This is a genomic window from Synechococcus sp. CCY 9618 (genome assembly GCF_019038415.1).
Classification (GTDB): domain Bacteria; phylum Cyanobacteriota; class Cyanobacteriia; order PCC-6307; family Cyanobiaceae; genus Cyanobium.
This window is the reverse complement of the sequence record NZ_JAFKRG010000030.1, coordinates 1-21,027: the sequence shown is the minus strand read 5'-3', so window position 1 is coordinate 21,027 and position 21,027 is coordinate 1. Positions and strand designations below refer to the sequence as shown.

18 protein-coding genes are annotated in these 21,027 nt (G+C 67.6%); 12 read left to right on the top strand and 6 right to left on the bottom strand.

Annotation, left to right across the window (positions count from 1 at the left end; translation table 11 throughout):
* Nucleotides 1-93 precede the first annotated feature (93 nt).
* The 8 genes from rpsL (at nucleotide 94) to KUG41_RS16095 (ending at nucleotide 8,444) form a co-directional block, all read left to right on the top strand.
* Nucleotides 94-468 (top strand): 30S ribosomal protein S12, encoded by a 375-nt coding sequence (rpsL, locus tag KUG41_RS06850; protein ID WP_035830923.1) that lies wholly within the window; start codon nucleotides 94-96, stop codon nucleotides 466-468.
* 64 nt (nucleotides 469-532) lie between these two features.
* Nucleotides 533-1,003 carry a 30S ribosomal protein S7 gene (rpsG, locus tag KUG41_RS06845; RefSeq protein ID WP_216902484.1) on the top strand — a complete coding sequence of 157 codons (471 nt, stop codon included), beginning with the start codon at nucleotides 533-535 and terminating at the stop codon, nucleotides 1,001-1,003.
* Between the two features lie 112 nt (nucleotides 1,004-1,115).
* The gene (fusA, locus tag KUG41_RS06840; protein WP_216902482.1) at nucleotides 1,116-3,191 is read left to right on the top strand and encodes an elongation factor G; all 2,076 of its coding nucleotides are present in this window, start codon (nucleotides 1,116-1,118) and stop codon (nucleotides 3,189-3,191) included.
* Nucleotides 3,192-3,233: 42 nt separating this feature from the next.
* Nucleotides 3,234-4,463 (top strand): elongation factor Tu, encoded by a 1,230-nt coding sequence (tuf, locus tag KUG41_RS06835; RefSeq protein ID WP_216902480.1) that lies wholly within the window; start codon nucleotides 3,234-3,236, stop codon nucleotides 4,461-4,463.
* A 161-nt stretch (nucleotides 4,464-4,624) separates the two neighbouring features.
* Complete coding sequence (gene rpsJ / locus KUG41_RS06830; protein ID WP_216902478.1) at nucleotides 4,625-4,945, top strand: 30S ribosomal protein S10; 321 nt, start codon at nucleotides 4,625-4,627, stop codon at nucleotides 4,943-4,945.
* Nucleotides 4,946-5,084: 139 nt separating this feature from the next.
* Nucleotides 5,085-5,753 (top strand): LON peptidase substrate-binding domain-containing protein, encoded by a 669-nt coding sequence (locus KUG41_RS06825; RefSeq protein WP_216902476.1) that lies wholly within the window; start codon nucleotides 5,085-5,087, stop codon nucleotides 5,751-5,753.
* Nucleotide 5,754: 1 nt separating this feature from the next.
* Complete coding sequence (locus KUG41_RS06820) at nucleotides 5,755-6,756, top strand: methyltransferase domain-containing protein (protein WP_216902474.1); 1,002 nt, start codon at nucleotides 5,755-5,757, stop codon at nucleotides 6,754-6,756.
* 17 nt (nucleotides 6,757-6,773) lie between these two features.
* Nucleotides 6,774-8,444 (top strand): diguanylate cyclase, encoded by a 1,671-nt coding sequence (locus KUG41_RS16095; protein WP_216902472.1) that lies wholly within the window; start codon nucleotides 6,774-6,776, stop codon nucleotides 8,442-8,444.
* 9 nt (nucleotides 8,445-8,453) lie between these two features.
* Here the strand turns inward: KUG41_RS16095 and pheA are convergent, their stop codons facing one another.
* Nucleotides 8,454-9,302, bottom strand: coding sequence for a prephenate dehydratase (gene pheA / locus KUG41_RS06810; protein ID WP_216902470.1), 849 nt, complete (start codon nucleotides 9,300-9,302; stop codon nucleotides 8,454-8,456).
* Nucleotides 9,303-9,358: 56 nt separating this feature from the next.
* Between pheA and KUG41_RS06805 the strand changes: the two genes are divergently transcribed.
* Nucleotides 9,359-9,871 carry a DUF1997 domain-containing protein gene (locus KUG41_RS06805; RefSeq protein ID WP_216902468.1) on the top strand — a complete coding sequence of 171 codons (513 nt, stop codon included), beginning with the start codon at nucleotides 9,359-9,361 and terminating at the stop codon, nucleotides 9,869-9,871.
* Here KUG41_RS06805 and KUG41_RS15575 read toward each other — a convergent pair.
* The 3 genes from KUG41_RS15575 to KUG41_RS06790 form a co-directional block, all read right to left on the bottom strand.
* A complete protein-coding gene (locus KUG41_RS15575) occupies nucleotides 9,810-10,442 on the bottom strand; it encodes a ribonuclease HII (RefSeq protein WP_371734063.1) in 633 nt (210 codons plus the stop codon). The genes KUG41_RS06805 and KUG41_RS15575 overlap by 62 nt on opposite strands.
* 40 nt (nucleotides 10,443-10,482) lie before the next feature.
* Nucleotides 10,483-12,540 carry an Rne/Rng family ribonuclease gene (locus KUG41_RS06795; RefSeq protein WP_254216924.1) on the bottom strand — a complete coding sequence of 686 codons (2,058 nt, stop codon included), beginning with the start codon at nucleotides 12,538-12,540 and terminating at the stop codon, nucleotides 10,483-10,485.
* A gap of 377 nt (nucleotides 12,541-12,917) precedes the next feature.
* Nucleotides 12,918-15,611, bottom strand: a complete 2,694-nt coding sequence (locus KUG41_RS06790) for a TIGR03960 family B12-binding radical SAM protein (protein WP_371734061.1) — start codon at nucleotides 15,609-15,611, stop codon at nucleotides 12,918-12,920.
* A gap of 113 nt (nucleotides 15,612-15,724) precedes the next feature.
* On the opposite strand from KUG41_RS06790, the gene KUG41_RS06785 reads away from it, so the two are divergent.
* Genes KUG41_RS06785 through KUG41_RS06775 form a run of 3 tightly spaced genes read left to right on the top strand, consistent with a single transcriptional unit; the run spans nucleotide 15,725 to nucleotide 18,216 of the window.
* Nucleotides 15,725-16,951 (top strand): LL-diaminopimelate aminotransferase, encoded by a 1,227-nt coding sequence (locus tag KUG41_RS06785; protein ID WP_216902462.1) that lies wholly within the window; start codon nucleotides 15,725-15,727, stop codon nucleotides 16,949-16,951.
* Nucleotides 16,952-16,980: 29 nt separating this feature from the next.
* Nucleotides 16,981-17,340: an ATP-dependent Clp protease adapter ClpS gene (gene clpS / locus KUG41_RS06780; protein ID WP_216902453.1), complete on the top strand. Its 360-nt coding sequence runs from the start codon at nucleotides 16,981-16,983 to the stop codon at nucleotides 17,338-17,340.
* Nucleotides 17,341-18,216, top strand: coding sequence for a lysostaphin resistance A-like protein (locus KUG41_RS06775; protein ID WP_371734060.1), 876 nt, complete (start codon nucleotides 17,341-17,343; stop codon nucleotides 18,214-18,216).
* Here KUG41_RS06775 and KUG41_RS06770 read toward each other — a convergent pair.
* Both KUG41_RS06770 and cofG read right to left on the bottom strand, forming a co-directional pair.
* Nucleotides 18,213-19,784, bottom strand: a complete 1,572-nt coding sequence (locus KUG41_RS06770) for a photosystem II high light acclimation radical SAM protein (RefSeq protein ID WP_216902451.1) — start codon at nucleotides 19,782-19,784, stop codon at nucleotides 18,213-18,215. The genes KUG41_RS06775 and KUG41_RS06770 overlap by 4 nt on opposite strands.
* The gene (cofG, locus tag KUG41_RS06765) at nucleotides 19,781-20,803 is read right to left on the bottom strand and encodes a 7,8-didemethyl-8-hydroxy-5-deazariboflavin synthase subunit CofG (protein WP_216902449.1); all 1,023 of its coding nucleotides are present in this window, start codon (nucleotides 20,801-20,803) and stop codon (nucleotides 19,781-19,783) included. Before cofG ends, KUG41_RS06770 begins: the two co-directional genes overlap by 4 nt.
* Nucleotides 20,804-21,027: the final 224 nt, after the last annotated feature.

Below are 21,027 nucleotides of genomic sequence, written 5' to 3'. Positions count from 1 at the left end.
GGGACGACGACGAAGTAAGGTGTCGGATTGTCGAAACGGTCGGACGTCCGACCTGTCCCGAAGAAGTTCCCACCGAGCAGCACCCGGCCCTCGATGCCCACTATTCAGCAGCTGATCCGCACCGAGCGGCAGCGTCTCACCCGCAAGACGAAGTCGCCAGCCCTGCGCGCCTGCCCCGAGCGGCGTGGCGTCTGCACCCGGGTCTACACCTCCACTCCGAAGAAGCCGAATTCGGCGCTGCGCAAGGTGGCCCGTGTGCGCCTCACCTCGGGATTCGAGGTCACCGCCTACATCCCCGGCATCGGCCACAACCTTCAGGAGCACTCCGTGGTCCTGATCCGCGGCGGCCGGGTGAAGGACCTTCCGGGCGTGCGTTACCACATCATCCGCGGCACCCTCGACACCTCCGGGGTCAAGGATCGGCGCCAGTCCCGCTCCAAGTACGGCGCCAAGACTCCGAAGGGCTGACCCGCCCCCCGTCGGTGGCCCAAGGCCGCCGCAAGCTTTTCACCGCTTTTTCTCCCTCCGTTCCATGTCCCGCCGCAACGCCGCTGAGAAACGCCCGGTCCTGCCGGATCCCCAGTTCAACAGTCGCCTGGCCTCGATGATCGTGGCCCGCCTGATGAAGCACGGCAAGAAGTCCACCGCCCAGCGCATCCTTTCCGATGCCTTCACCCTGATCAACGAGCGCACCGGTGCCGATCCGCTCGAACTGTTCGAAACGGCGGTCCGCAATGCCACGCCCTTGGTGGAAGTGCGCGCCCGCCGCGTCGGCGGTGCCACCTACCAGGTGCCGATGGAAGTGCGCCAGGAACGGGGCACCGCCATGGCGCTGCGCTGGCTGGTCAACTTCTCCCGCGCCCGCAACGGCCGCAGCATGGCCCAGAAGCTGGCCGGCGAACTGATGGATGCCGCCAATGAAGCCGGCAGTGCCGTCCGCAAGCGGGAGGAAACCCACAAGATGGCTGAGGCGAACAAGGCCTTCGCCCACTACCGCTACTGAGCGGTCCAACGGAGCCGGATCCCTGGGCTGATCCGGTTCCTGCAGTCCGAGCCAAGGCCGGCCTGTAAAGTGACGCCCGTTTTTTGTCGACCCACCCTCGGAGAACTTTCCCGTGGCCCGCGCCTACCCCCTGGAACGCGTCAGAAATATCGGAATCGCCGCTCATATCGACGCGGGCAAGACCACCACGACCGAACGGATTCTGTTCTATTCGGGCGTGGTGCACAAGATGGGCGAGGTGCACGATGGCGCCGCCGTCACCGACTGGATGGAGCAGGAGCGCGAGCGGGGGATCACGATCACCGCTGCGGCCATCTCCACCAGCTGGAAGGACAACCGGATCAACATCATCGACACCCCAGGGCACGTCGACTTCACCATTGAGGTGGAGCGATCGATGCGGGTGCTCGACGGTGTCGTCGCCGTGTTCTGCGCCGTGGGCGGTGTCCAGCCCCAGTCGGAAACCGTCTGGCGCCAGGCCGATCGCTACAACGTGCCCCGGATCGTGTTCGTCAACAAGATGGACCGCACCGGCGCCAATTTCCTGAAGGTCTACGAGCAGATCAAGGATCGCCTCAAGGCCAACGCCGTGCCGATCCAGCTGCCCATCGGCGCTGAAGGTGATCTCAAGGGGATCATCGACCTGGTGAAGAACAAGGCGATCATCTACACCAACGATCTCGGCACCGACATCCTCGAGGAGGAGATCCCCGCCGACATGAAGGATGAGGCCGAGGAGTGGCGCCAGAAGCTGATGGAGTCGGTGGCCGAAACCGATGAGGAGCTGATCGAAGCCTTCCTCGAGAATGGCGAGCTCAGCCAAGAGCAGCTGATGCGCGGCATCCGCATCGGGGTGGTCCAGCACGGCATGGTGCCCATCCTCTGCGGCTCCGCCTTCAAGAACAAGGGTGTGCAGCTGGTGCTGGACGCGGTGGTCGACTACCTGCCCGCTCCGGTGGACGTTCCCCCGATCCACGGCCTGCTGCCGGATGGAACCGAGGCCACCCGTCCCTGCGACGACAACGCCCCCTTCAGCGCCCTGGCCTTCAAGGTCATGGCTGACCCCTACGGCAAGCTCACCTTCGTGCGCATGTACAGCGGGGTGCTGCAGAAAGGCAGCTACGTGATGAACTCCACCAAAGACAAGAAGGAGCGCATCTCCCGCCTGATCCTGCTCAAGGCCGATGAGCGGGAGGAGGTGGACGAACTGCGGGCCGGCGATCTCGGCGCCGTGCTGGGCCTCAAGGACACCACCACGGGCGATACCCTCTGCGTCGATTCCGCTCCGATCATCCTGGAGTCCCTGTTCATCCCAGAGCCAGTGATCTCGGTGGCCGTGGAGCCCAAGACCAAGGGTGACATGGAGAAGCTGGGCAAGGCCCTTCAGTCCCTGTCGGAGGAGGATCCCACCTTCCGGGTCTCCACCGATCCGGAGACCAACCAGACCGTGATCGCCGGCATGGGCGAGCTTCACCTGGAGATCCTGGTCGACCGCATGCTGCGGGAGTTCAAGGTGGAGGCCAACATCGGCGCTCCCCAGGTCTCCTATCGGGAAACCATCCGGGGCAGCGCCAAGGGGGAAGGCAAGTTCGCCCGCCAGACAGGCGGCAAGGGCCAGTACGGCCACGTGGTGATCGAGATGCAGCCCGGCGAGCCGGGTTCAGGGTTCGAATTCGTCAACAAGATCGTCGGCGGCATCGTTCCCAAGGAGTACATCGGTCCGGCGGAAGCCGGCATGAAGGAAACCTGCCAGTCCGGTGTGATCGCCGGTTTCCCCATGATTGATGTCAAGGTCACCATGGTGGATGGCTCTTATCACGACGTCGACTCTTCGGAGATGGCGTTCAAGATCGCCGGCTCCATGGCCTTCAAGGACGGCGTCAAGAAGTGCAATCCCGTGCTGCTTGAGCCGATGATGAAGGTGGAAGTCGAAGTCCCCGAGGATTACCTCGGATCGGTCATCGGCGACCTTTCCTCCCGCCGCGGCCAGGTCGAAGGGCAGTCCGTCGACGACGGACAGTCCAAGGTCCAGTCCAAGGTGCCTCTGGCCGAGATGTTCGGCTACGCCACCCAGCTCCGATCCATGACCCAGGGTCGGGGTATTTTCTCGATGGAGTTCAGCCACTACGAGGAAGTTCCTCGCAATGTGGCGGAAGCCATCATTTCCAAGAATCAGGGCAATTCCTGATCTTTCTTTCCATCCAACCCACCCCCCCGATTCTTTCCTTCCATGGCACGCGAGAAGTTCGAGAGGAACAAGCCTCACGTCAACATCGGCACCATCGGTCACGTTGACCACGGCAAGACCACCCTCACTGCCGCCATCACCAACGTGCTGGCGTCCCAGGGCATGGCCAAGGCCCAGGCCTACGACGAGATCGACGGCGCCCCTGAGGAGAAGGAGCGGGGGATCACGATCAACACCGCCCACGTCGAGTACGAGACAGGCAAGCGTCACTACGCCCACGTGGACTGCCCCGGCCACGCGGACTACGTCAAGAACATGATCACCGGTGCCGCCCAGATGGACGGCGCCATCCTGGTGGTGGCCGCCACCGACGGTCCCATGGCCCAGACCAAGGAGCACATCCTGCTCGCCAAGCAGGTGGGCGTGCCCGCCCTTGTGGTGTTCCTCAACAAGAAGGACATGGTCGACGACGAGGAAATCCTCGAGCTCGTCGAACTGGAGATGCGGGAACTGCTCAGCAGCTACGACTTCCCCGGCGACGACATTCCCGTGATCGCCGGCTCAGCCCTCAAGGCCCTCGAGTACATCCAGGCCGGCAAGAAGGCTGTGCGGGGTGAGGACGAGTGGGTCGACAAGATCCTCGACCTCATGGATGCCGTCGACGAGTCCATCCCTGAGCCGGAGCGTGAGATCGACAAGCCCTTCCTGATGGCCGTGGAAGACGTCTTCTCGATCACCGGCCGTGGCACCGTCGCCACCGGCCGGATCGAGCGTGGCAAGGTGAAAGTGGGTGAAACGGTGCAGATCGTCGGCATCCGCGACACCCGCGAAACCACCGTCACCGGCGTGGAGATGTTCCGCAAGCTGCTCGACGAGGGCATGGCCGGCGACAACGTGGGCCTGCTGCTGCGCGGCGTCCAGAAGGAGGACATCGAGCGCGGCATGGTGCTGGTGAAACCCAACTCCATCAAGCCCCATACCAAGTTCGAGGGTGAGGTCTACGTGCTCAAGAAGGAGGAAGGCGGCCGCCACACCCCCTTCTTCGCCGGCTACCGCCCGCAGTTCTACATCCGCACCACCGACGTGACCGGCCAGATCACGGCCTTCACCGCCGATGACGGCACCAACGTGGAGATGGTGATGCCCGGCGACCGCATCAAGATGAGCGCCGAGCTGATCTGCCCGGTCGCCATCGAGCAAGGGATGCGCTTTGCCATCCGTGAAGGCGGCCGCACCATCGGTGCCGGCGTCGTCTCCAAGATCGTCGCCTGAGGCTGATCTAGCCTTCCTGGGGGGGCAACGCTCCGGCGATGCTCCCCTCCCTGGAACCGGTGTTCTTCCGGAATCACCGGTGACTCCAGCACCTCGACAACCCGTTCGGGCGGCACCGCCCCCGACCAGCCCCGCGCTTTCCTTATCCGCGCCCCTTACCGATGTCCGCCACCATTCCCCAGCAGAAGATCCGCATCCGCCTGAAGGCGTTCGATCGGCGCATGCTTGATCTCTCCTGCGAAAAGATCATCGAAACCGCCGATCACACCGCTGCCACCGCGATCGGCCCCATCCCGCTTCCCACCAAGCGCAAGATCTACTGCGTGCTGCGCTCGCCCCACGTGGACAAGGACTCCCGTGAGCACTTCGAGACCCGCACCCATCGCCGCATCATCGATATCTACAGCCCCACCTCCAAGACCATCGACGCACTCATGAAGCTCGACCTCCCCAGTGGCGTCGACATCGAGGTGAAGCTCTGAAGCCATCCTGACCACAGGGCCATCGGCGAGCAGGTCGGGCTTTCTAGGATCCATGCAACACCGAGATCCTCTGGTTGCAGCTGACGTTCCCGACCCCCGATCGCCCCATCCCCCTTGCCGCCAGCGGCAGCTTCCGCGCGTGACTGATCTGGCCGTCAGGGAACTGCCCCTGTTTCCCTTGCCTGATGTGGTGCTCTTCCCCCAGGAGGTGCTGCCGCTGCACATCTTCGAGCCGCGCTATCGGATGATGCTGCGCACAGCAATGGCCGAAGACAGGCGCTTCGGCGTGGTGCGCTGGGATCCCCAGAACAAACGCATGGCGGAGGTGGGCTGCTGCGCCGAGATCCTTCACTGCCAGGTGCAGGACGACGATCGCAGCAACATCGTGACCATGGGCCAGCAGCGTTTTCGGGTGCTGGACATCGTGCGCGACACCCCCTTCCGCGTCGGCATGGTCAGCTGGATCGAGGACACGGTGAGCGAGAGCCACCAGGAACTCGAAACCCTCACCAGCGATGTCACCAAGGCGCTGCGGGACGTGGTGGATCTGACCGGCAAGCTCATCGGCAAGCCGAGCACCCTGCCCGCCGATCTGCCCGATCTGCCCCGGGAACTCTCCTTCTGGATCGGAGCCCATCTGGGGGGGCCCGTGGCGGACCACCAGCAGGCCCTGCTGGAGATCACCGATACCGGCGAGCGACTGAGGCAGGAATACGAGCTGCTCGACCAGACCCGGCGGCAACTGGCCGCCCGCACGGTCCTGAAGGACACCTTCTCTTCCCTGGGCGACGGCTCGCCTGACAACTGAGATGGCCAGCCTCGGATCGGGCGGGGTCCCTCTGCCCCTCCTCCTGACAGGGGCGGCACTGGCCACGGCCCTCCTGGTTGTGCTGTGGCAGCGCCGTTCCCGCGCCTACCTGTCGACAGCCAGCGTGGCGGCCGCCTACGACCGCTGGACCGAGGACCGCCTGCTGGAGCGGCTCTGGGGAGAGCACGTGCATCTGGGCCATTACGGCGATCCCGCCGGTCGGCGCGACTTCCGCGCCGCCAAGGCCGCCTTCGTGCATGAACTGGCGCGCTGGAGCGGTCTCGACCGCCTGCCTCCCGGCAGCCGTGTGCTCGATGTGGGTTGCGGCATCGGCGGCAGCGCCAGGATCCTGGCCCGTGACTACGGTTTCGAGGTCCTGGGGATCAGCATCAGCCCGGCCCAGATCGCCAGGGCCCGGGAGCTGACTCCCGCGGATCTGCCCGGTTGCCGTTTCGCCGTCATGGATGCGCTGGCACTGGATCTGCCGGATGCCACCAGCCAGGAGGGATTCGAGGCGGTCTGGAGTGTGGAGGCCGGGCCCCACATGGCCGACAAGCAGCGCTACGCCGACGAGATGCTGCGGGTGCTGAGGCCAGGCGGCTGCCTGGCGGTGGCGGACTGGAACCGGCGCGATCCCAGCGACGGTGCCCTGAGCAACCGCGAACGCTGGGTGATGCGCCAGCTGCTGGATCAATGGGCCCATCCGGAGTTCGCCAGCATCCGCTCCCTGCGCCGCAACCTGGAGCAGAGCCGCTGGAACCGGGGCCTGGCAATCAGCACCGACGACTGGACAGCTTCCACCCTTCCTTCCTGGCTGGATTCGGTCCTTGAGGGAGTGCGTCGCCCCGGAGCCGTGCTGGGCCTCGGGCCCGGGGCAGTGGTTCAGGGCTTGCGGGAAACCCCTACGATCCTTCTCATGGACTGGGCTTTCCGCCACGGGCTGATGCAGTTCGGGGTCTTCCGAGGATCCCCACCTTCAGGCCTGCCCCGGCCCCCGGCCTAGGTCCCTGCAGACGGTTCGTGACTCCAAGCCCCCGAGCCATCGTCGCAAGGCCTGAGCCGGAAGCGATTCACCTGCGCATGCGTAGGGTCTCCGCCAGGAAAACCCTCTTCGCCCTGGCGCTGTTCGCCCCAGCGGCCGCGTTGATCCTCGGCGGTGCCTGGGTGCTGCATCGCTTCAATGATCGTCTGGCCGTGGCCCGGGTGGAAACCAACCAGAAGCTCGCCACCGGGCTTGGGAGCAGGAATCTTTCGCTGAGCTTCAGCACCATCATCCGGGAAGTTCGCTACTTCAGCGATCAGCAGTCACTCAGGAGTCTGCTGACAGAAGATACGTCGGCAAACCTGAAAGCGGTGATCCGAGATTTCCAGGCATTTTCAGACTACGCGGGAATCATCGACCAGATGCGCTGGATCGACGAGAGCGGCTGGGAAAGGCTGAATGTGTCAGGACGACCTGGACAGCCTCTTGCAGTGAAGAAAGGTATATTGCGCAAGGAGACGGGGATCAATACCGATGGAAACTCCACTCCAACCAAGCCTGATAATGTCTACATTTCATCCATTGAGTTCATCAAAAAGGCCGGACAGACGGGAGACCTATCGTCTCCTACCGTCCATCTCTCCACAGCAGTTGAAGATGATAACGGCAAGCATCGTGGCCTGCTGATTCTCCACTACGATGCCAGGCCATTGCTGAATTCACTCAACTTCGTCCCCGCGACCCTCGCGGATGGCGTGATCCTGTTGGATGAGAATGGCCAGTGGCTGAACAGCAAGGATCCCAGGGAGGAATCGGAGATTGCCAGGAAACAACGGATCAACTTCGCCCAGCGGCATCCTGATCTGTGGAAGCGCATGCAGTTGAAGGCTGACGGCCAGGTTCATACCCAGTCAGGCCTGTGGACCTGGCAAAGCGTCTACCCACTGGAGGTGATTGGAGTCCCGCAATCCATGCGCCTAGGGACGTACGAAGGCAAGGATGGCCCAACTCAGCCGCGTCCCTTCATCTGGAAGGTGGTGTCGCGGGTGAGCCCGAGCCAGCTGGCCACGATTCATTCCTCCTTCGGCGGCCATACGCTCAGCATCGCAGGCGGGCTGCTGCTCCTGATGGCCGTCGTCAGCTGGCTGCTGGCCTCGGCCATGGACCTCAAGGTGGAAGCCGATGCCATGCTCAGGGCCATGGCCAGGGTGGACGGTCTCACCAAGGTGTTGAACCACATCACCTTCATGGAGGAACTTGCCAACAGTTTCAGCATCTACCGGCGGAGCCCCCAGTTCGGCGTTTGGGTCGTGATGCTGGACCTGGACCGTTTCAAGCTGGTGAACGATACCTACGGCCATGCGGGCGGAGACCGGGTCCTGACCCATTTCTCGCAGTTGCTGCGCCAGAATCTGCGTGATTCCGACACCGCAGGTCGGATCGGCGGGGAGGAGTTCAGCGTCATGTTGCGCGGGACGGATCAGGCCGGCGCCCTGGAATTCTGCCGCCGTCTGCAGGAGGCCCTTGCCTCCCACCCCGTCCGGTTCGGCGAGAAGGAACTGGCCATCACCTTCAGCGGCGGGTGCTCCTGCTTCCAGCCTCAGGATCGCTCGGGAGCCGACGCCCTGCAACGGGCCGACACAGCCCTCTATGAGGCCAAATGGAAGGGCCGCGACCAGATCCAGGTCGCCATGACCACCCCCCCCTGAGCGGCCCCGTCAATGACGGGACGGCTGCTCGGCCGCCAGGTTGGCGATCGGGTAGGCGCCGAAGAGGGCCAGATGCTCGCAGAGGGGGGTGAGATCGGCGAGCGCCCCATTGAGGGGCGCCACTCCATCGGGAAGTTCGAGATCCACGAAGAAGATGTATTCGCCCATCTCCCGTTTGGAGGGACGTGATTCGATCCGACTCATGTTCAGGCCCTGCCGAGCGAAACAGCCCAGCGACTCCAGCAGGGCCCCGGGGTGGTTGGCCTGCAGGGAGAAGGCCAGGCTGGCGTGGGGTCCCTCGAGGGCACGCTGGCCGCGCCGCAGCAGCAGGAAGCGGGTGCAGTTGCCCGGCACATCGTTGATCGGGTAGGCCAGCACCTCCAGGCCCTGCTCCGCAGCCGCTTCCAGGGAAGCGATGGCGCCACGGAAACGGCTGCCGCGCACCAGCCGGGCGGCCTCGGCGGTGGAGCTGGTGGGGAGCTGCAGAGCCTGGGGCAGATGCTCTGCCAGCCACTGACTGCACTGGGCAAGGGCCTGGGGATGGGAAAGGACCTCGCTGATGCCCTCCAGTGGACCACCGCCCACCAGGGCATGGCGGATGGGCAGCACCAGGGCCCGCGCCACAGCCAGGTCCGGATGCTCCCAGAGGGCATCGAGACAGCTGGTGACCCCCCCCTCGACGGAGTTCTCCACCGGTACCACCGCCAGCTCGCAATCGCCGCTGGCCAGCGCCTGGATCACGGCGCGGATTCCCTGCTGAGGCACGAAATCCACCACCTCCAGGCCTTCGAGACCCGCCAGTCGCTGCGCCGCCCGCTCGCCGTAGGTGCCGACGGGTCCGAGGAAGGCGAGACGCATGGCGCTGGAGCGGTCTGGGGTGATCGGTAGGATCATGGCCTGCCGGCCTGCAGGCCATGTCCCTGGCCTTCAGTGCCAGCCAGCAACTTGATCTCCCGGTGGCACGCGGAGCGGAACGACTTCCTGCCTACCTGGATGACGAGCAACGGGTCGTGGAGGCCTTGCTGGATCCGAAGCAGCTCGACCCCCTGGGCCCCGGGCGGTACCGCTACACGGTGAGCCAGGTGAGGGTGTTCCAGCTGCGGATTCAGCCGGTGGTGGAATTGCAGGCCTTGCATCGCAACGGCCGGCTTGAGCTCGAAGCGCTCGACTGCCAGCTGGAGGGCCTGGGGCTTGTGGAGGATTTCAGGCTCGGGCTCTGCGCCTGGCTCGCCGCCGGTGACGGCGGCCTGGTGGGCGAGGCCAGCCTCTCGGTGACCGTGAGCCGGCCCACCCTGCTGCGGCTGATTCCACCCAGGGTGCTGGAAGCGACCGGTCGTTCGGTGCTCGGCGGCATCCTGCTGGGGATCAAGACCCGGGTGGGTCAGCAGTTGCTCGGGGATTTTCAGCGCTGGTGCCAATCGACCTGAGGAAGCTGCGGCGATGCAGCACCGTTGCCCCCAGCCGCCGGATCGCCTCCCGGTGGCGGGCCGTGCCGTAGCCGGCATTGCGCTCCAGTCCATACCCGGGATGGCGCAGCGCCAGGCGAACCAGCAGGGCATCCCGGGCCTGCTTGGCCAGCACACTGGCGGCGGCGATGGCCAGGCAACGGCCGTCACCACCCACCACGGTGACCTGCTCTCCGGGCCACTCCCGGAGCGGCAGCACCCCATCCACCAGCAGCAGCCGGGGCGGGCGGGGCAACCGTTGCAGGGAGCGCAGCATCGCCCATTCGGTCGCAAGCCGGATGCCCCAGCGATCGATCTCCGCGGCGCTGGCCTGACCCAGGGCCCAGGCCAGGGCATGGTGACGCACCATGGGCTCCAAGGCCTGCCGGCGCCTGGAGGAAAGCTTCTTGCTGTCGTTCAGGCCGGCATCGGCCAGGGGCGCCAGGGCGGCAGCCGGCAGCACCACGGCGGCCGCGAACACCGGCCCGAACAGACTCCCCCGCCCCACCTCATCCACCCCGGCGCAGTGGGAAGGGTCATGCCCCCCCCACACCGGGGCATCGGCCCGCCCGAGGGCATCGGCGCCGGCCCCCTCAACCAGCGGCGGAGGAGCGGCGCCGACGGCGGCGCGGCTCACCGGAATCTTCGGCTTCGGCTTCGGGTTTGACTTTGGCTTCGGGTTCGGCCGGCGTCCCGGCGCTGTCGGCCGCCGGGGAGGAGGAACGCCGGCGGCGGGGCTGGGCCGGGCTGGCGGTGGCCATCTCCTCCTGGGTGGCTCCAGGCTCGAAGGGTGCCGGGGTGATCTCCAGGATGGGCGGCATGTCCTGCCGGTCCGGGGCTTCCTCGGCATCGCTGGCCCCGGAGATCGGGCCGGATCCGGAGGCCTCGGCGGACCGGCTGGTGCCGTCGTCGGCCTCGGCGCTGCCAGTGCGCCCGTCGCCGCCCCGGCCGCGGCGGCGGCGGCGGGAGCCACTGGCGGCGAGCTGCTGGCGAGCCTCCTCCACGACAGCGGCCGGATCGGCGTCAGGCCGGACCACCCGCACCACCAGATTGTCGACCGTCGGGACCGGATCAAGCAGCAGGGCGGGACTCAGGCCCATCCAGCCGTAGACCTGCTCCTGGTCGGCATCCATGGGGACGGCCAGCACCTCGGGCTCCTGGCGCCGCTGGGGGGCTTCACTGGCCTGGTTCTCCTGGGCGGCGCCGCCGGTGGAGGCAGCTCCATTGCCGCCACTCTCGCCGCCGGCGACGGAGGCGGCGAGAGTGGCGGCGACATCCGTTCCATCGGAACTCCTGCCCCCGCGACCCCGACGGCGGCGGCCACTGCCGCCGTCACCGGCCCCGGCAGCGGCGGGGCTGACCATCTCGGCCCGGGCCGAAGCGGCCGAGCGCACCAGCCCTGAGACCGTGGCCAGGGGCTGGAGGGTGTCCTTGCCGGGGAGCACCGCCACATGGCCCAGGCCGCCGCAGCTGGGGCAAGCCCGGCCGAACAGTTCGTAGATGTTCTGGCCCTGCCGCTTGCGGGTCAGCTCCACCAGACCGAGCTCGGTGAGCTGGGCGATCTGGGGACGGGCCGTGTCGTCGCGGGAGGCCTGGGTGAAGTGCTCCAGCAGCTGCAGCTGGTCGCGACGCGACTCCATGTCGATGAAGTCGATGATCACCACTCCGCCAATGTTGCGCAGCTTGAGCTGGCGGGCGATCTCAACCGCCGCCTCGCAGTTGGTCCACAGCACCGTCTCGCGGGCATTGGCGGAGCGGGTGAAGGAACCGGAGTTGACGTCGATCACCGTGAGAGCCTCGGTGGGCTCGATGATCACGTAGCCCCCGGAAGGAAGATCGACGCGGGGCTTGAGGGCATCGCGGATGGCCGCGTTGACCCGGTAGTGCTCCAGGATCTCGGTGTGTTCCCCGTGGTGTTCCACCAGCAGGTTGGCCTGGTCGGAGCCGAGGAAGTCGTTGACCCGGGCCACCGCATCGGCGCTGTCGACCACCACCCGCAGCACATCGGGGCTGTAGAGGTCGCGCAGCACCCGATGGATGAAATCCTCATCGCGGTTGAGCAGCACCGGCGGCGAGGCCGTCTCGGCCGCCTGCTGGATCGACTCCCACTGACGCAGAAGCCCTTCCAGGTCGTCGATCAGCATGTCCTCGCTGACGTCCTCGGCCTCGGTGCGGATCAGCAGGCCCGCCCCGGGGGGTTTGATCAGCACCCCGAGGGCCCGTAGCCGGTTGCGCTCGTTCTCACCGTTGATGCGGCGGGAGATGTTGACCCCCTGGCCGTTGGGCTGGAGCACCAGGAAGCGGCCGGGCAGGGAAAGGTTGCCGGTGAGGCGAGGACCCTTGGTGCCCGTGGGCTCCTTCATCACCTGGACGAGCACCTTCTGGCGCGGCTCCAGCAGTTCGGTGATGCCGGCGCCGCCCTTCTTCAGCCGCAGGGGTCCGAGATCGGTGATGTGGATGAAGCCGTTCTTCTCGCTTTCTCCGATGTTGACGAACGCCGCATCGATCCCGGGCAAAACGTTCTCGACGGTTCCGAGATAGACGTCGCCGATCTGGTAGCGACCCTGGGCGACGATCAGTTCATCGACGCGTTCGTCGTTGAGCACCGCGGCGATCCGCAACTGCTCAGCGATGACGATCTGCTGGGGCATGGAAGAGATGGTGGGCTCAGTGGAGCCCTGCCCGAAGGGCAGGTGGGGGAAGGAATCGGACGCCGACCGCAGGGGTCGTGCAGCCACTGGAGGCGAATCGAGCGGACCCAGAAAGCCTGGGGGACGGCCGGTTGCCTGGGGCGGCCCAGGGAAGCCAGGGGCCTGAATGGAAGTTGTGACGTCGTCGGGCCGGCAGCATGGCGGAAAGGATGACCTCCCTTACCGATGCGAAGCAACGAAGACCGAACCAAGCAGAGTTAACCGTGATAGCGCTTGCGCCGAGGAGCTTCTAGAAAGCGACCCTGTATCGAAAGCGGCTGGCCTGAGGAGGAAGCAAGGAATGATCCCTGGTATTCCATCCGTCGACTAGGGGGAAATTAGCACGCGGCGAGCGCGAGGCTCAGGCGCTGAATCGGCCCGAGCCGCAGGGGCTGACCCAGGCATCCACTGAACCAGCGGCACAGCTGCTCGGGCTTGATGCTCCGACCCTGGGGATCCACATCGGCGTCCAGCTCCACCACAAGCCCACCTCCTTGCGAGCCACCGGCCGTGATCCGGCACGGTCGCAGATCAAGCAGGTAGGGACGGCACTCCCGCTGCCGGGGCCGGCCCTTCTTGTCCTTGTCATGCCACGGCAGGGAATCGGCGGCCAGCAGGGCGGCGACCGCCTCGCGCCAGCGCTCGGGTGGGGGAGCCTCGCCTCCGTCTGCCGCCAGCAGGGTGAGACGCCAGTGGGCCGTCCGGATCTGCTGGGCCAGGCTGGGGCCCGCCACAGGCACCTCGATCACCGAGAGCAGGGAGAGTTCCGCGCTGAGCTCAGCCTCGAGCCGCCGGCGGGCCAGGGCGGGGTCGATCGGTGCGGCGAACTCCAGATCGAACCACTCGCCGAGGCCCTCCACCCCCAGGGGCAGAGCAAGGCCCACCTGCAGCCGCGGCAGGGGATGGAAACCACCGCTGAAGCTCACCGGCAGGCCGCTGCGCCGCAACGCCCGCTCCAGCAGGCGCAGGGTGTCGAGGTGGCTGATCAGCGCCAGGGAGCCGGTCTTGGCGAAACCGAAACGCAGCCGGCAGACCCGCTCACTGGCCGGCGCCCGGGAGGGGATCGACGGCGGAATCGACGGCGGTGGAATCACCACGTTGTGGCCCAGGTCCGGACCGCAGACACCGCAGCTGCTGCAACCGGAAAAGGAACAGTCCGGCACCACGGCGGCCGCCAGGGCCCGGCCCAGGTCCTCCGCCAGCCAGGCCTTGTCGACGCCCGAGTCGATGTGGTCCCAGGGCAGGGGCTGACGGCAGAAAGCCTCCAGATCGCCGGCGGCGAAGGCCTCGGCGGCGCTCCAGCCGCCCATCTCCAGGGCCCGGTAGGAACCGCCGAGACCGGCGGCCTCGATGGCGCCGGTCCAGGCGGCATGGGTGCGCTCGGCCGATTCGAACCAGGCATCCAGCCCCGCCCCGGCCCGCCAGGCGGCCTCGATCACCGGCGCCAGCCGCCGGTCGCCCCGGCCCACGAAGTCCTCCACCGCCGAGAGGCGCACGTCGGTGACGTTGGTCTTGATCCCCCGCAGAGGCCGCAGGGCCTGGCGCAGCAACTCCTGGCGGCGCCGGAATTCCGCCGTCGACACGCTGTGCCACTGGAACGGCGTGTGGGGTTTGGGGGTGAAATTGCTGATCGTCAGGTTGAGCTGCAGCCGGCCCAGGTCGCGGCACTGCTGCTGCAGGGAGCGGCAGGTGTGGGCGATGCCGAGCACGTCTTCGTCGGTTTCGCCCGGCAGGCCGATCATGAAATAGAGCTTCACCCGGCTGTAGCCGTTCTCCATGGCGGTGCGGATGCCGCGCAGCAGTTCGGCATCGGTGAGGCCCTTGTTGACGATGTCCCGCAGGCGCTGACTGCCGGCCTCGGGGGCGAAGGTGAGACCGGCCCGGCGGGTGCCCCCCAGGATGTGGGCGATGGAGGCATCGAAGCGGTCGACCCGCTGGCTGGGGAGGGTGAGGCTGACGTTGTGCTCCGCCAGCCGGTTGCGCAGCTCCACCCCCACCGCCGGCAGGGCCAGGTAGTCGCTGCAGCTCAGCGACAGCAGGGAGAAGTCGCTATAGCCGGTGCGGCGCATGCCCTCCTCCACCGCCTCGATCACCGCCTCGGGCTCCACGTCCCGGGCCGGGCGGGTGAGCATGCCCGGCTGGCAGAAGCGGCAGCCGCGGGTGCAGCCGCGGCGGATCTCCACGGTGAGCCGGTCGTGGACCGTCTCGATGTGGGGCACCAGGCCCATGGCGTAGTGGGGCATGGGGGTGGCCGTGCGGCGCAGCACGCGGGCGGGTACGCCCGGCTCCAGGGGCACGAGGCTCACCCCGTCGGCAGCGGCGCCGTACAGGGCGGGCACGTAGACACCGGGCACCTGGGCCAGATCCCGCAGCAGGGCGGAGCGGCTCAGCCCCGCGGCACGGCCCTCGGCCACCACCAGGCCGATCTCGGGCAGCAGCTCCTCACCATCGCCCAGGGCCAGGAAATCGAAGAAGGAGGCGAAGGGCTCGGGGTTGCCGGTGGCAGTGGGACCGCCGGCGAAGATCAGCGGTGGCGAGGCCGGATCATCCAGGGGCAGGTCGCCCCGCTCGGCCGAGCGGATCGGGATGCCGGCCAGATCCAGCATCTCGAGGATGTTGGTGCCGCCCAGCTCGTAGCTGAGGCTGAAGCCAAGGATGTCGAAGGCGGCCAGGGGCCGGTGGCTCTCCACGGCGAACAGGGGCGCTGCCTGCTGGCGCAGCCGGGCCGCCAGGTCGGGGGCCGGCAGGTAGGCCCGGTCGCACAGCTGGCCGGGGACAGCGTTGAGGATCGAATAAAGCAGCACGTGGCCCAGGTTGCTGGCGCCGACCTCGTAGACCTCCGGATAGGTGAGGGCCCAGCGCACCCGGGCGGCCGACCAGTCGCGGGGCTCCACCCCCCGCTCGTTGCCCAGGTAGCGGGCCGGCCGGGCGATGCTGCCGTCCACCAGCGCCTCGAAAGCGACCGGAGCATCGGCCGGGCCCGGGCTGCCGGCCGTTGCGGCGCTGCTGGGAGCTGGGGACGCGAGAGGCACGGCGGCGGCACGGGGGCGTGAGCTGATCGTATGCAGGCCGGACCACGCGATCCAGGACCCCGCCATAGGAAGATGCGGCCGGGCCCCGCTGCCGCGCCTTCCGCTTCCCACCCATGGTTCAGGTCAACGACAACTACCTCAAGCTCAAGGCGGGCTACCTGTTTCCCGAGATCGCCCGGCGGGTGAAGGCTTTCAGCGAGGCCAACCCGGAGGCCGCGATCATCCGCCTGGGCATCGGCGATGTGACCGAACCGCTGCCCGCCGCCTGCCGGGAGGCGATGAAGCAGGCGATCGAGGCCATGGGCACCCGCGAGGGTTTCCACGGCTACGGGCCCGAGCAGGGCTACGGCTGGCTGCGGGAGGCGATCGCCCGCCACGATTTCCAGTCCCGCGGCTGTGAGGTGAGCGCCGAGGAGATCTTCGTCTCCGACGGCTCCAAGTGCGACAGCAGCAACATCCTCGACATCCTCGGTGCCGACAACCGCATCGCCGTCACCGATCCGGTCTACCCGGTGTACGTGGACAGCAACGTGATGGCGGGCCGCACCGGCGAGGCCGACGCAGGCGGCCGCTACGGCGGGCTCACCTACCTGCCGCTGACGGCGGCCAACGGCTTCGTGGCCCCCCTGCCGGAGCAGCCGGTGGACCTGATCTACCTCTGCTTCCCCAACAACCCCACCGGCGCGGTGGCCACCCGCGAGCAGCTGAAGCAGTGGGTGGACTACGCCCTGGCCCACAACGCCCTGATCCTGTTCGATGCGGCCTATGAGGCCTTCATCTCCGATCCCGACCTGCCCCGCTCCATCTACGAGATCGAGGGGGCGCGCCAGTGCGCCATCGAATTCCGCTCCTTCTCCAAGAACGCCGGCTTCACCGGCACCCGCTGCGCCTTCACCGTCGTGCCCCGGGGGCTCAGCGGCACCACCGCCGCCGGCGAAACGGTGGAGCTGTGGGGGCTGTGGAACCGGCGCCAGAGCACCAAGTTCAACGGGGTCAGCTACATCGTGCAGCGGGGCGCCGAGGCGGTGTACTCCTCTGAGGGCCAGGAGCAGGTGAAGGCCCTGATCGGCTTCTACATGGAGAACGCGGCGATCATCCGCCGGGAGCTGGAGGCCGCCGGCCTGCAGGTCCACGGGGGGGAGCAGGCCCCCTACGTATGGATCAGAACCCCCGAGGGACTGGATTCCTGGGGCTTCTTCGACCACCTGCTGGGCCAGGCCCACGTGGTGGGTACCCCCGGCAGCGGCTTCGGGGCCGCCGGTGAGGGCTACTTCCGCCTTTCGGCCTTCAACTCCCGCGCCAATGTGGATGAGGCGATGCGCCGCATCCGGGCTCTTTAGAGTTGGGCGCTGTCAGGACCGGAGCGGCCATGCCCATGACCATCCCGCCCCTCCCCGCCGGCACCACGGCTCCGGCGGCCACCGAAACGCCCACCCGCTCCCCAGGGGGAGCGGCCGTGATCGAGAAGGCGCCGGAACGGGTACGCAAGACCTCGCCCCGCTACAAGGTGCTGCTTCACAACGATCCGGTGAACAGCATGGAGTATGTGGTGAACACCCTGCGCCAGGTGGTGCCCTCCCTGAGCGAGCAGGACGCCATCGCCGTGATGCTGGAAGCCCACAACACCGGCGTGGGGCTGGTGATCGTCTGCGATCTGGAGCCGGCCGAGTTCTACAGCGAAACCCTCAAGGCCAAGGGCCTGACCAGCACGATCGAACCGGAGAGCTGAGTGGCTCTCCCTGCCGAGGGGACGACACCAGGGCCAACGCGCCATCGGGCACCGCGCTGGATCGGCACCCTGCTGTATGTGCCGCTGCTCTACGGCCTGGGCTGGCTGCTGGTGCAGCCGCTGGCCCTGCTGGCTCCGGCGATTCCCCGCGACCGGCTCGACCTGATCGGCACGGCCATGGCCCTGCTGCTGCTTCTGGTCAGCCTGCCCCTGCGGATCCGGCGGGCGTGGGGTGATCCCCATCCCTGGCGAAGGCTGGGCGTGACGGCCTCCCCCACCCGCCTGGCACGCGCCTTGCTGCGAGGCATCCTCAAGGCCTTTCTGTTGCTGTTCCTGGTGGCGGCCGTGCTGCTGCTCACGGGCCAGGCCAGCTGGCGGGGGCAGCTGGGCATCGCTCCCCTGCTCAATGCCCTGGCCCTGCTGCTGGGGGTGGGCTTCGCGGAAGAGCTGGTGTTTCGCGGCTGGCTGTGGGGAGAACTCGAGCAGCTCCTGGGGCCCGGCCGGGCTCTCTGGGGTCAGGCCCTGGTGTTCAGCCTGGCCCACACCCGCTTCAACCTCGGGGCCGCCGAAGCGGTGGGCCTCCTCGGCGGCCTCACCCTGCTGGGACTGGTCCTGGCCCTGCAGCGCCGCGCCGATGGGGGCGTGCTCTGGGGCGCCGTGGGCCTGCACGGCGGCCTGGTGGGGGGCTGGTTCCTGCTGCAGGGCGGGCTGCTCGCCCTGGCGCCGGATGCTGCGCCCTGGCTGGTGGGGCCCGGTGGCGCCCATCCAAACCCCATCGGTGGGGTGGTGGGGTGGATGGGGCTTGGGGGGGTGCTGTGGGTGCGGCGCCGGTGGTGGGCATCGCCGCGGGGGCAGACAGAGCTCCCAGCTGGCTAACGCACCGCCGTGGCCAGGGCTTTGCGTCCCTCCACCGGCGCATGCAAGGCCTCCTCCAGGGGAGCGACGCCGTAGTCACGCTCGAGCAGGTCCATCACGGTGCGGCCGAAATCGCCGGGGTTGAGCCGGAAGGCCTCCAGGCAGATGCGGCCGAAGGTGCGGCCCATGGGTTCGGGGTTCCAGAGCAGCTTGCGGGCGGTCCAGGGCATCATGCTCATCGGGTCGTAGCCGGGGCTGAGCACCCCTTGCTCAAAGGCGTACTGCTCCAGGTGGGTGTGGGGCTGCAGCCCGATGAAGAAGATGGCCGGCTCCACCTTGTCGGCCCCGAAGATACGTTCCAGTTCCCGGTGATAGGCCACGGTCTGGCGGATGGTTTCGGGGCGCTCGTCGATCACGTTGAAGGAGTAGTTGACCGACACGTGCTCGCGGAAGCCGGCCCGGGCCAGCAGGCGGCAGCTCTGGAGCACTGTGCGCAGGTTGTAGCCCATGCGCATCTTGCGCACGAGCTCCTGGGAGCCGGAGGTGATGCCGATCTCGAAGTAGCTCATGCCGGTGGCCACCATCAGCTCGGCCAGTTCCGCATCGAGGTTGTCGGCGCGGATGTAGGCCGCCCAGTGGATGCCTGAGAGGCCCTCGGCCTGGATGGCCCGCAGCAGCTCCTTGGCGTCGTCGATGTAGCGGCGGGCGGGGATGAACTGGGCATCGGTGAACCAGAAGCCACGCACCCCCCGGTCGTAGAGCTGGCGCATCTCCTTGACCACCTCCTCCACAGGGTTCACCCGTACGGCCTTCCCCTCCACCACCGTGTAAACGCAGTAGCAGCAGTTGTGGGGGCAGCCGCGCTTGGTCTGCACGCCCACGTAGAAATCGCCACCGTCGAGATACCACTCCAGCTGGGGCCAGATCGAAGCGATGTAGTCGTAGTCGCAGGCGGTCTTCTCCATGCCGGCGGGCTGCTCATGGATCAGCCCGGGGCGGGGGGTCTCCCCGGCCAGGTAGCAGCGTTCCCCGGCCAGGTCGTCGCCGCGCAACAGCTTCTCCAGCAGCACCTCGCCTTCCCCCACGGACACCACCGTGCCCTTCGGCAGCTGGCGGCCGAGCTGCTCGTAGAAGACGCTGACCGCACCGCCACCGAGCACCGCCCGGGCGTCGGGATGGTGGCGCCGCGCCCGCTTCAAGCCCCGACGGATCAGGCCCAGGTTGCGGCGCAGCTCGCCGTAGTAGGCCCCCATCAGCCGCAGCCCCCCCAGGGCACCGCGCAATCGGCGCAGGGGATTGCGGGCGTAGAACACCTCGAAGGAGTTCTGCAGCGGGTTGCCGCCGCGGCCATCCACCGGCGCATAGATCTGGATGTCCCGCCAGGAGAACACCAGCAGCGTGGGGCGGAACTGGTCCACCACATCACGCAGCACCCGCTGCACATCCAGCAGGGGCACGGCGGCCAGATCCAGGATCCGCTGGGGCAGGCCGGGGAACTGCTTGTGCAGGTGGTCGGCCAGATAAATCGGGCCGATCGGAAAGATCGGATTGCAGGGCAGCCGCACCAGCAGCACCCGTTGATCGCTCACGGCTCGCGCAGCTCGAAGGTGTGCTCGGACGCTAACAACTGCGCCACGGCGTCAGCGGCGCGGCGCAGCGGGAGCGGCAGCCAGGGGATCCAGGCCGTGTGCACGCAGAGCCGGGGGCGGACCCCCCAGCCGGCGGCCGCCAGCCGCACGGCCAGGTCCGCAGGGGTGGGCTGGGGATAGGCCGGATTGATCACATCGCCGCTGTCGATGCCCCCCAGATCATCGATGCCCGCCTCGAGGGCTTCGATCAGTCGCTCAGCGGGCCAGAGGTTCGGCGGCAGCTGCAGATGCACCTCGGCCGGCAGGATGGCGCGGGCCTCGGCGATGGTGGTCAGCAGGTCGTCCTGGCGGGCCCGATCGAGGGGCAGGGCGGCGGCGCCATCGGGGCGCCAGGGCTGGAGGATCACCTCCTGGAGATGGCCCCAGCGCTGCTGCAGCAGGGCGAGCAGTTCAAGGGCGTCGCGGCGCTCCGCCCGGCTCTCCCCCACCCCCAGCAGCAGACCGGTGGTGAAAGGGATACCGAGGCGTCCGGCCTGCTCCAGCTGGGCCAGCCGCACCTCCAGCCGTTTGCTGGGAGCCTGGCGATGCAACCGGTCGTAGGCGGGGCCGAGACCCTCCAGCATCAGCCCCATGGAGGGATTGAGCCGGCCGAGGGCGGCCATCTCCCGCAGCGACAGGGGGCCGGCGTTGGTGTGGGGCAGGCGGCCGCAGGCCAGGGCCAGCCTGCTGAGAGCCAGCAGACGGGCGAACCAGGGACGCCGTGCGGGGGAGGCCGGGGCCTCTTCGCCGCTGAGCAGCAGTACCTCCCGGGCCAGGGGGCGCTGGCGCAGCAGATGAGAAGCCTCTGCCGCGCCGAGGGCGTCCGGCGGAGCGGCAGCGGACGTCAGGGACCCGGGGAGGGGTGGGCGGCGAAACGAGCAGTAGCCGCAGGCGTTGAAGCAGTGGTGGGTGGGCACCAGGGTGACGCTTGGGCTCCAGGTGACCCGGCGCTGGGCGGTGCCCGGGGGCAAGGGGCTCATGATTTCTTCATGAAGGGCTGCTCACACTCCGCAACACTCTGTTACAGTGCCGCACAGGTGGGATTCCGCCTCTACCTCCTGTCACCGGAACGGCGTTTTGACGCCTGCTGCGGCGACTACCTCTTACGCACTCATGACCGCCACTCTCCAACAGCGCTCCGGCGCTTCGGTGTGGAACCAGTTCTGCGAGTGGGTCACCTCCACCAACAACCGTCTCTACGTCG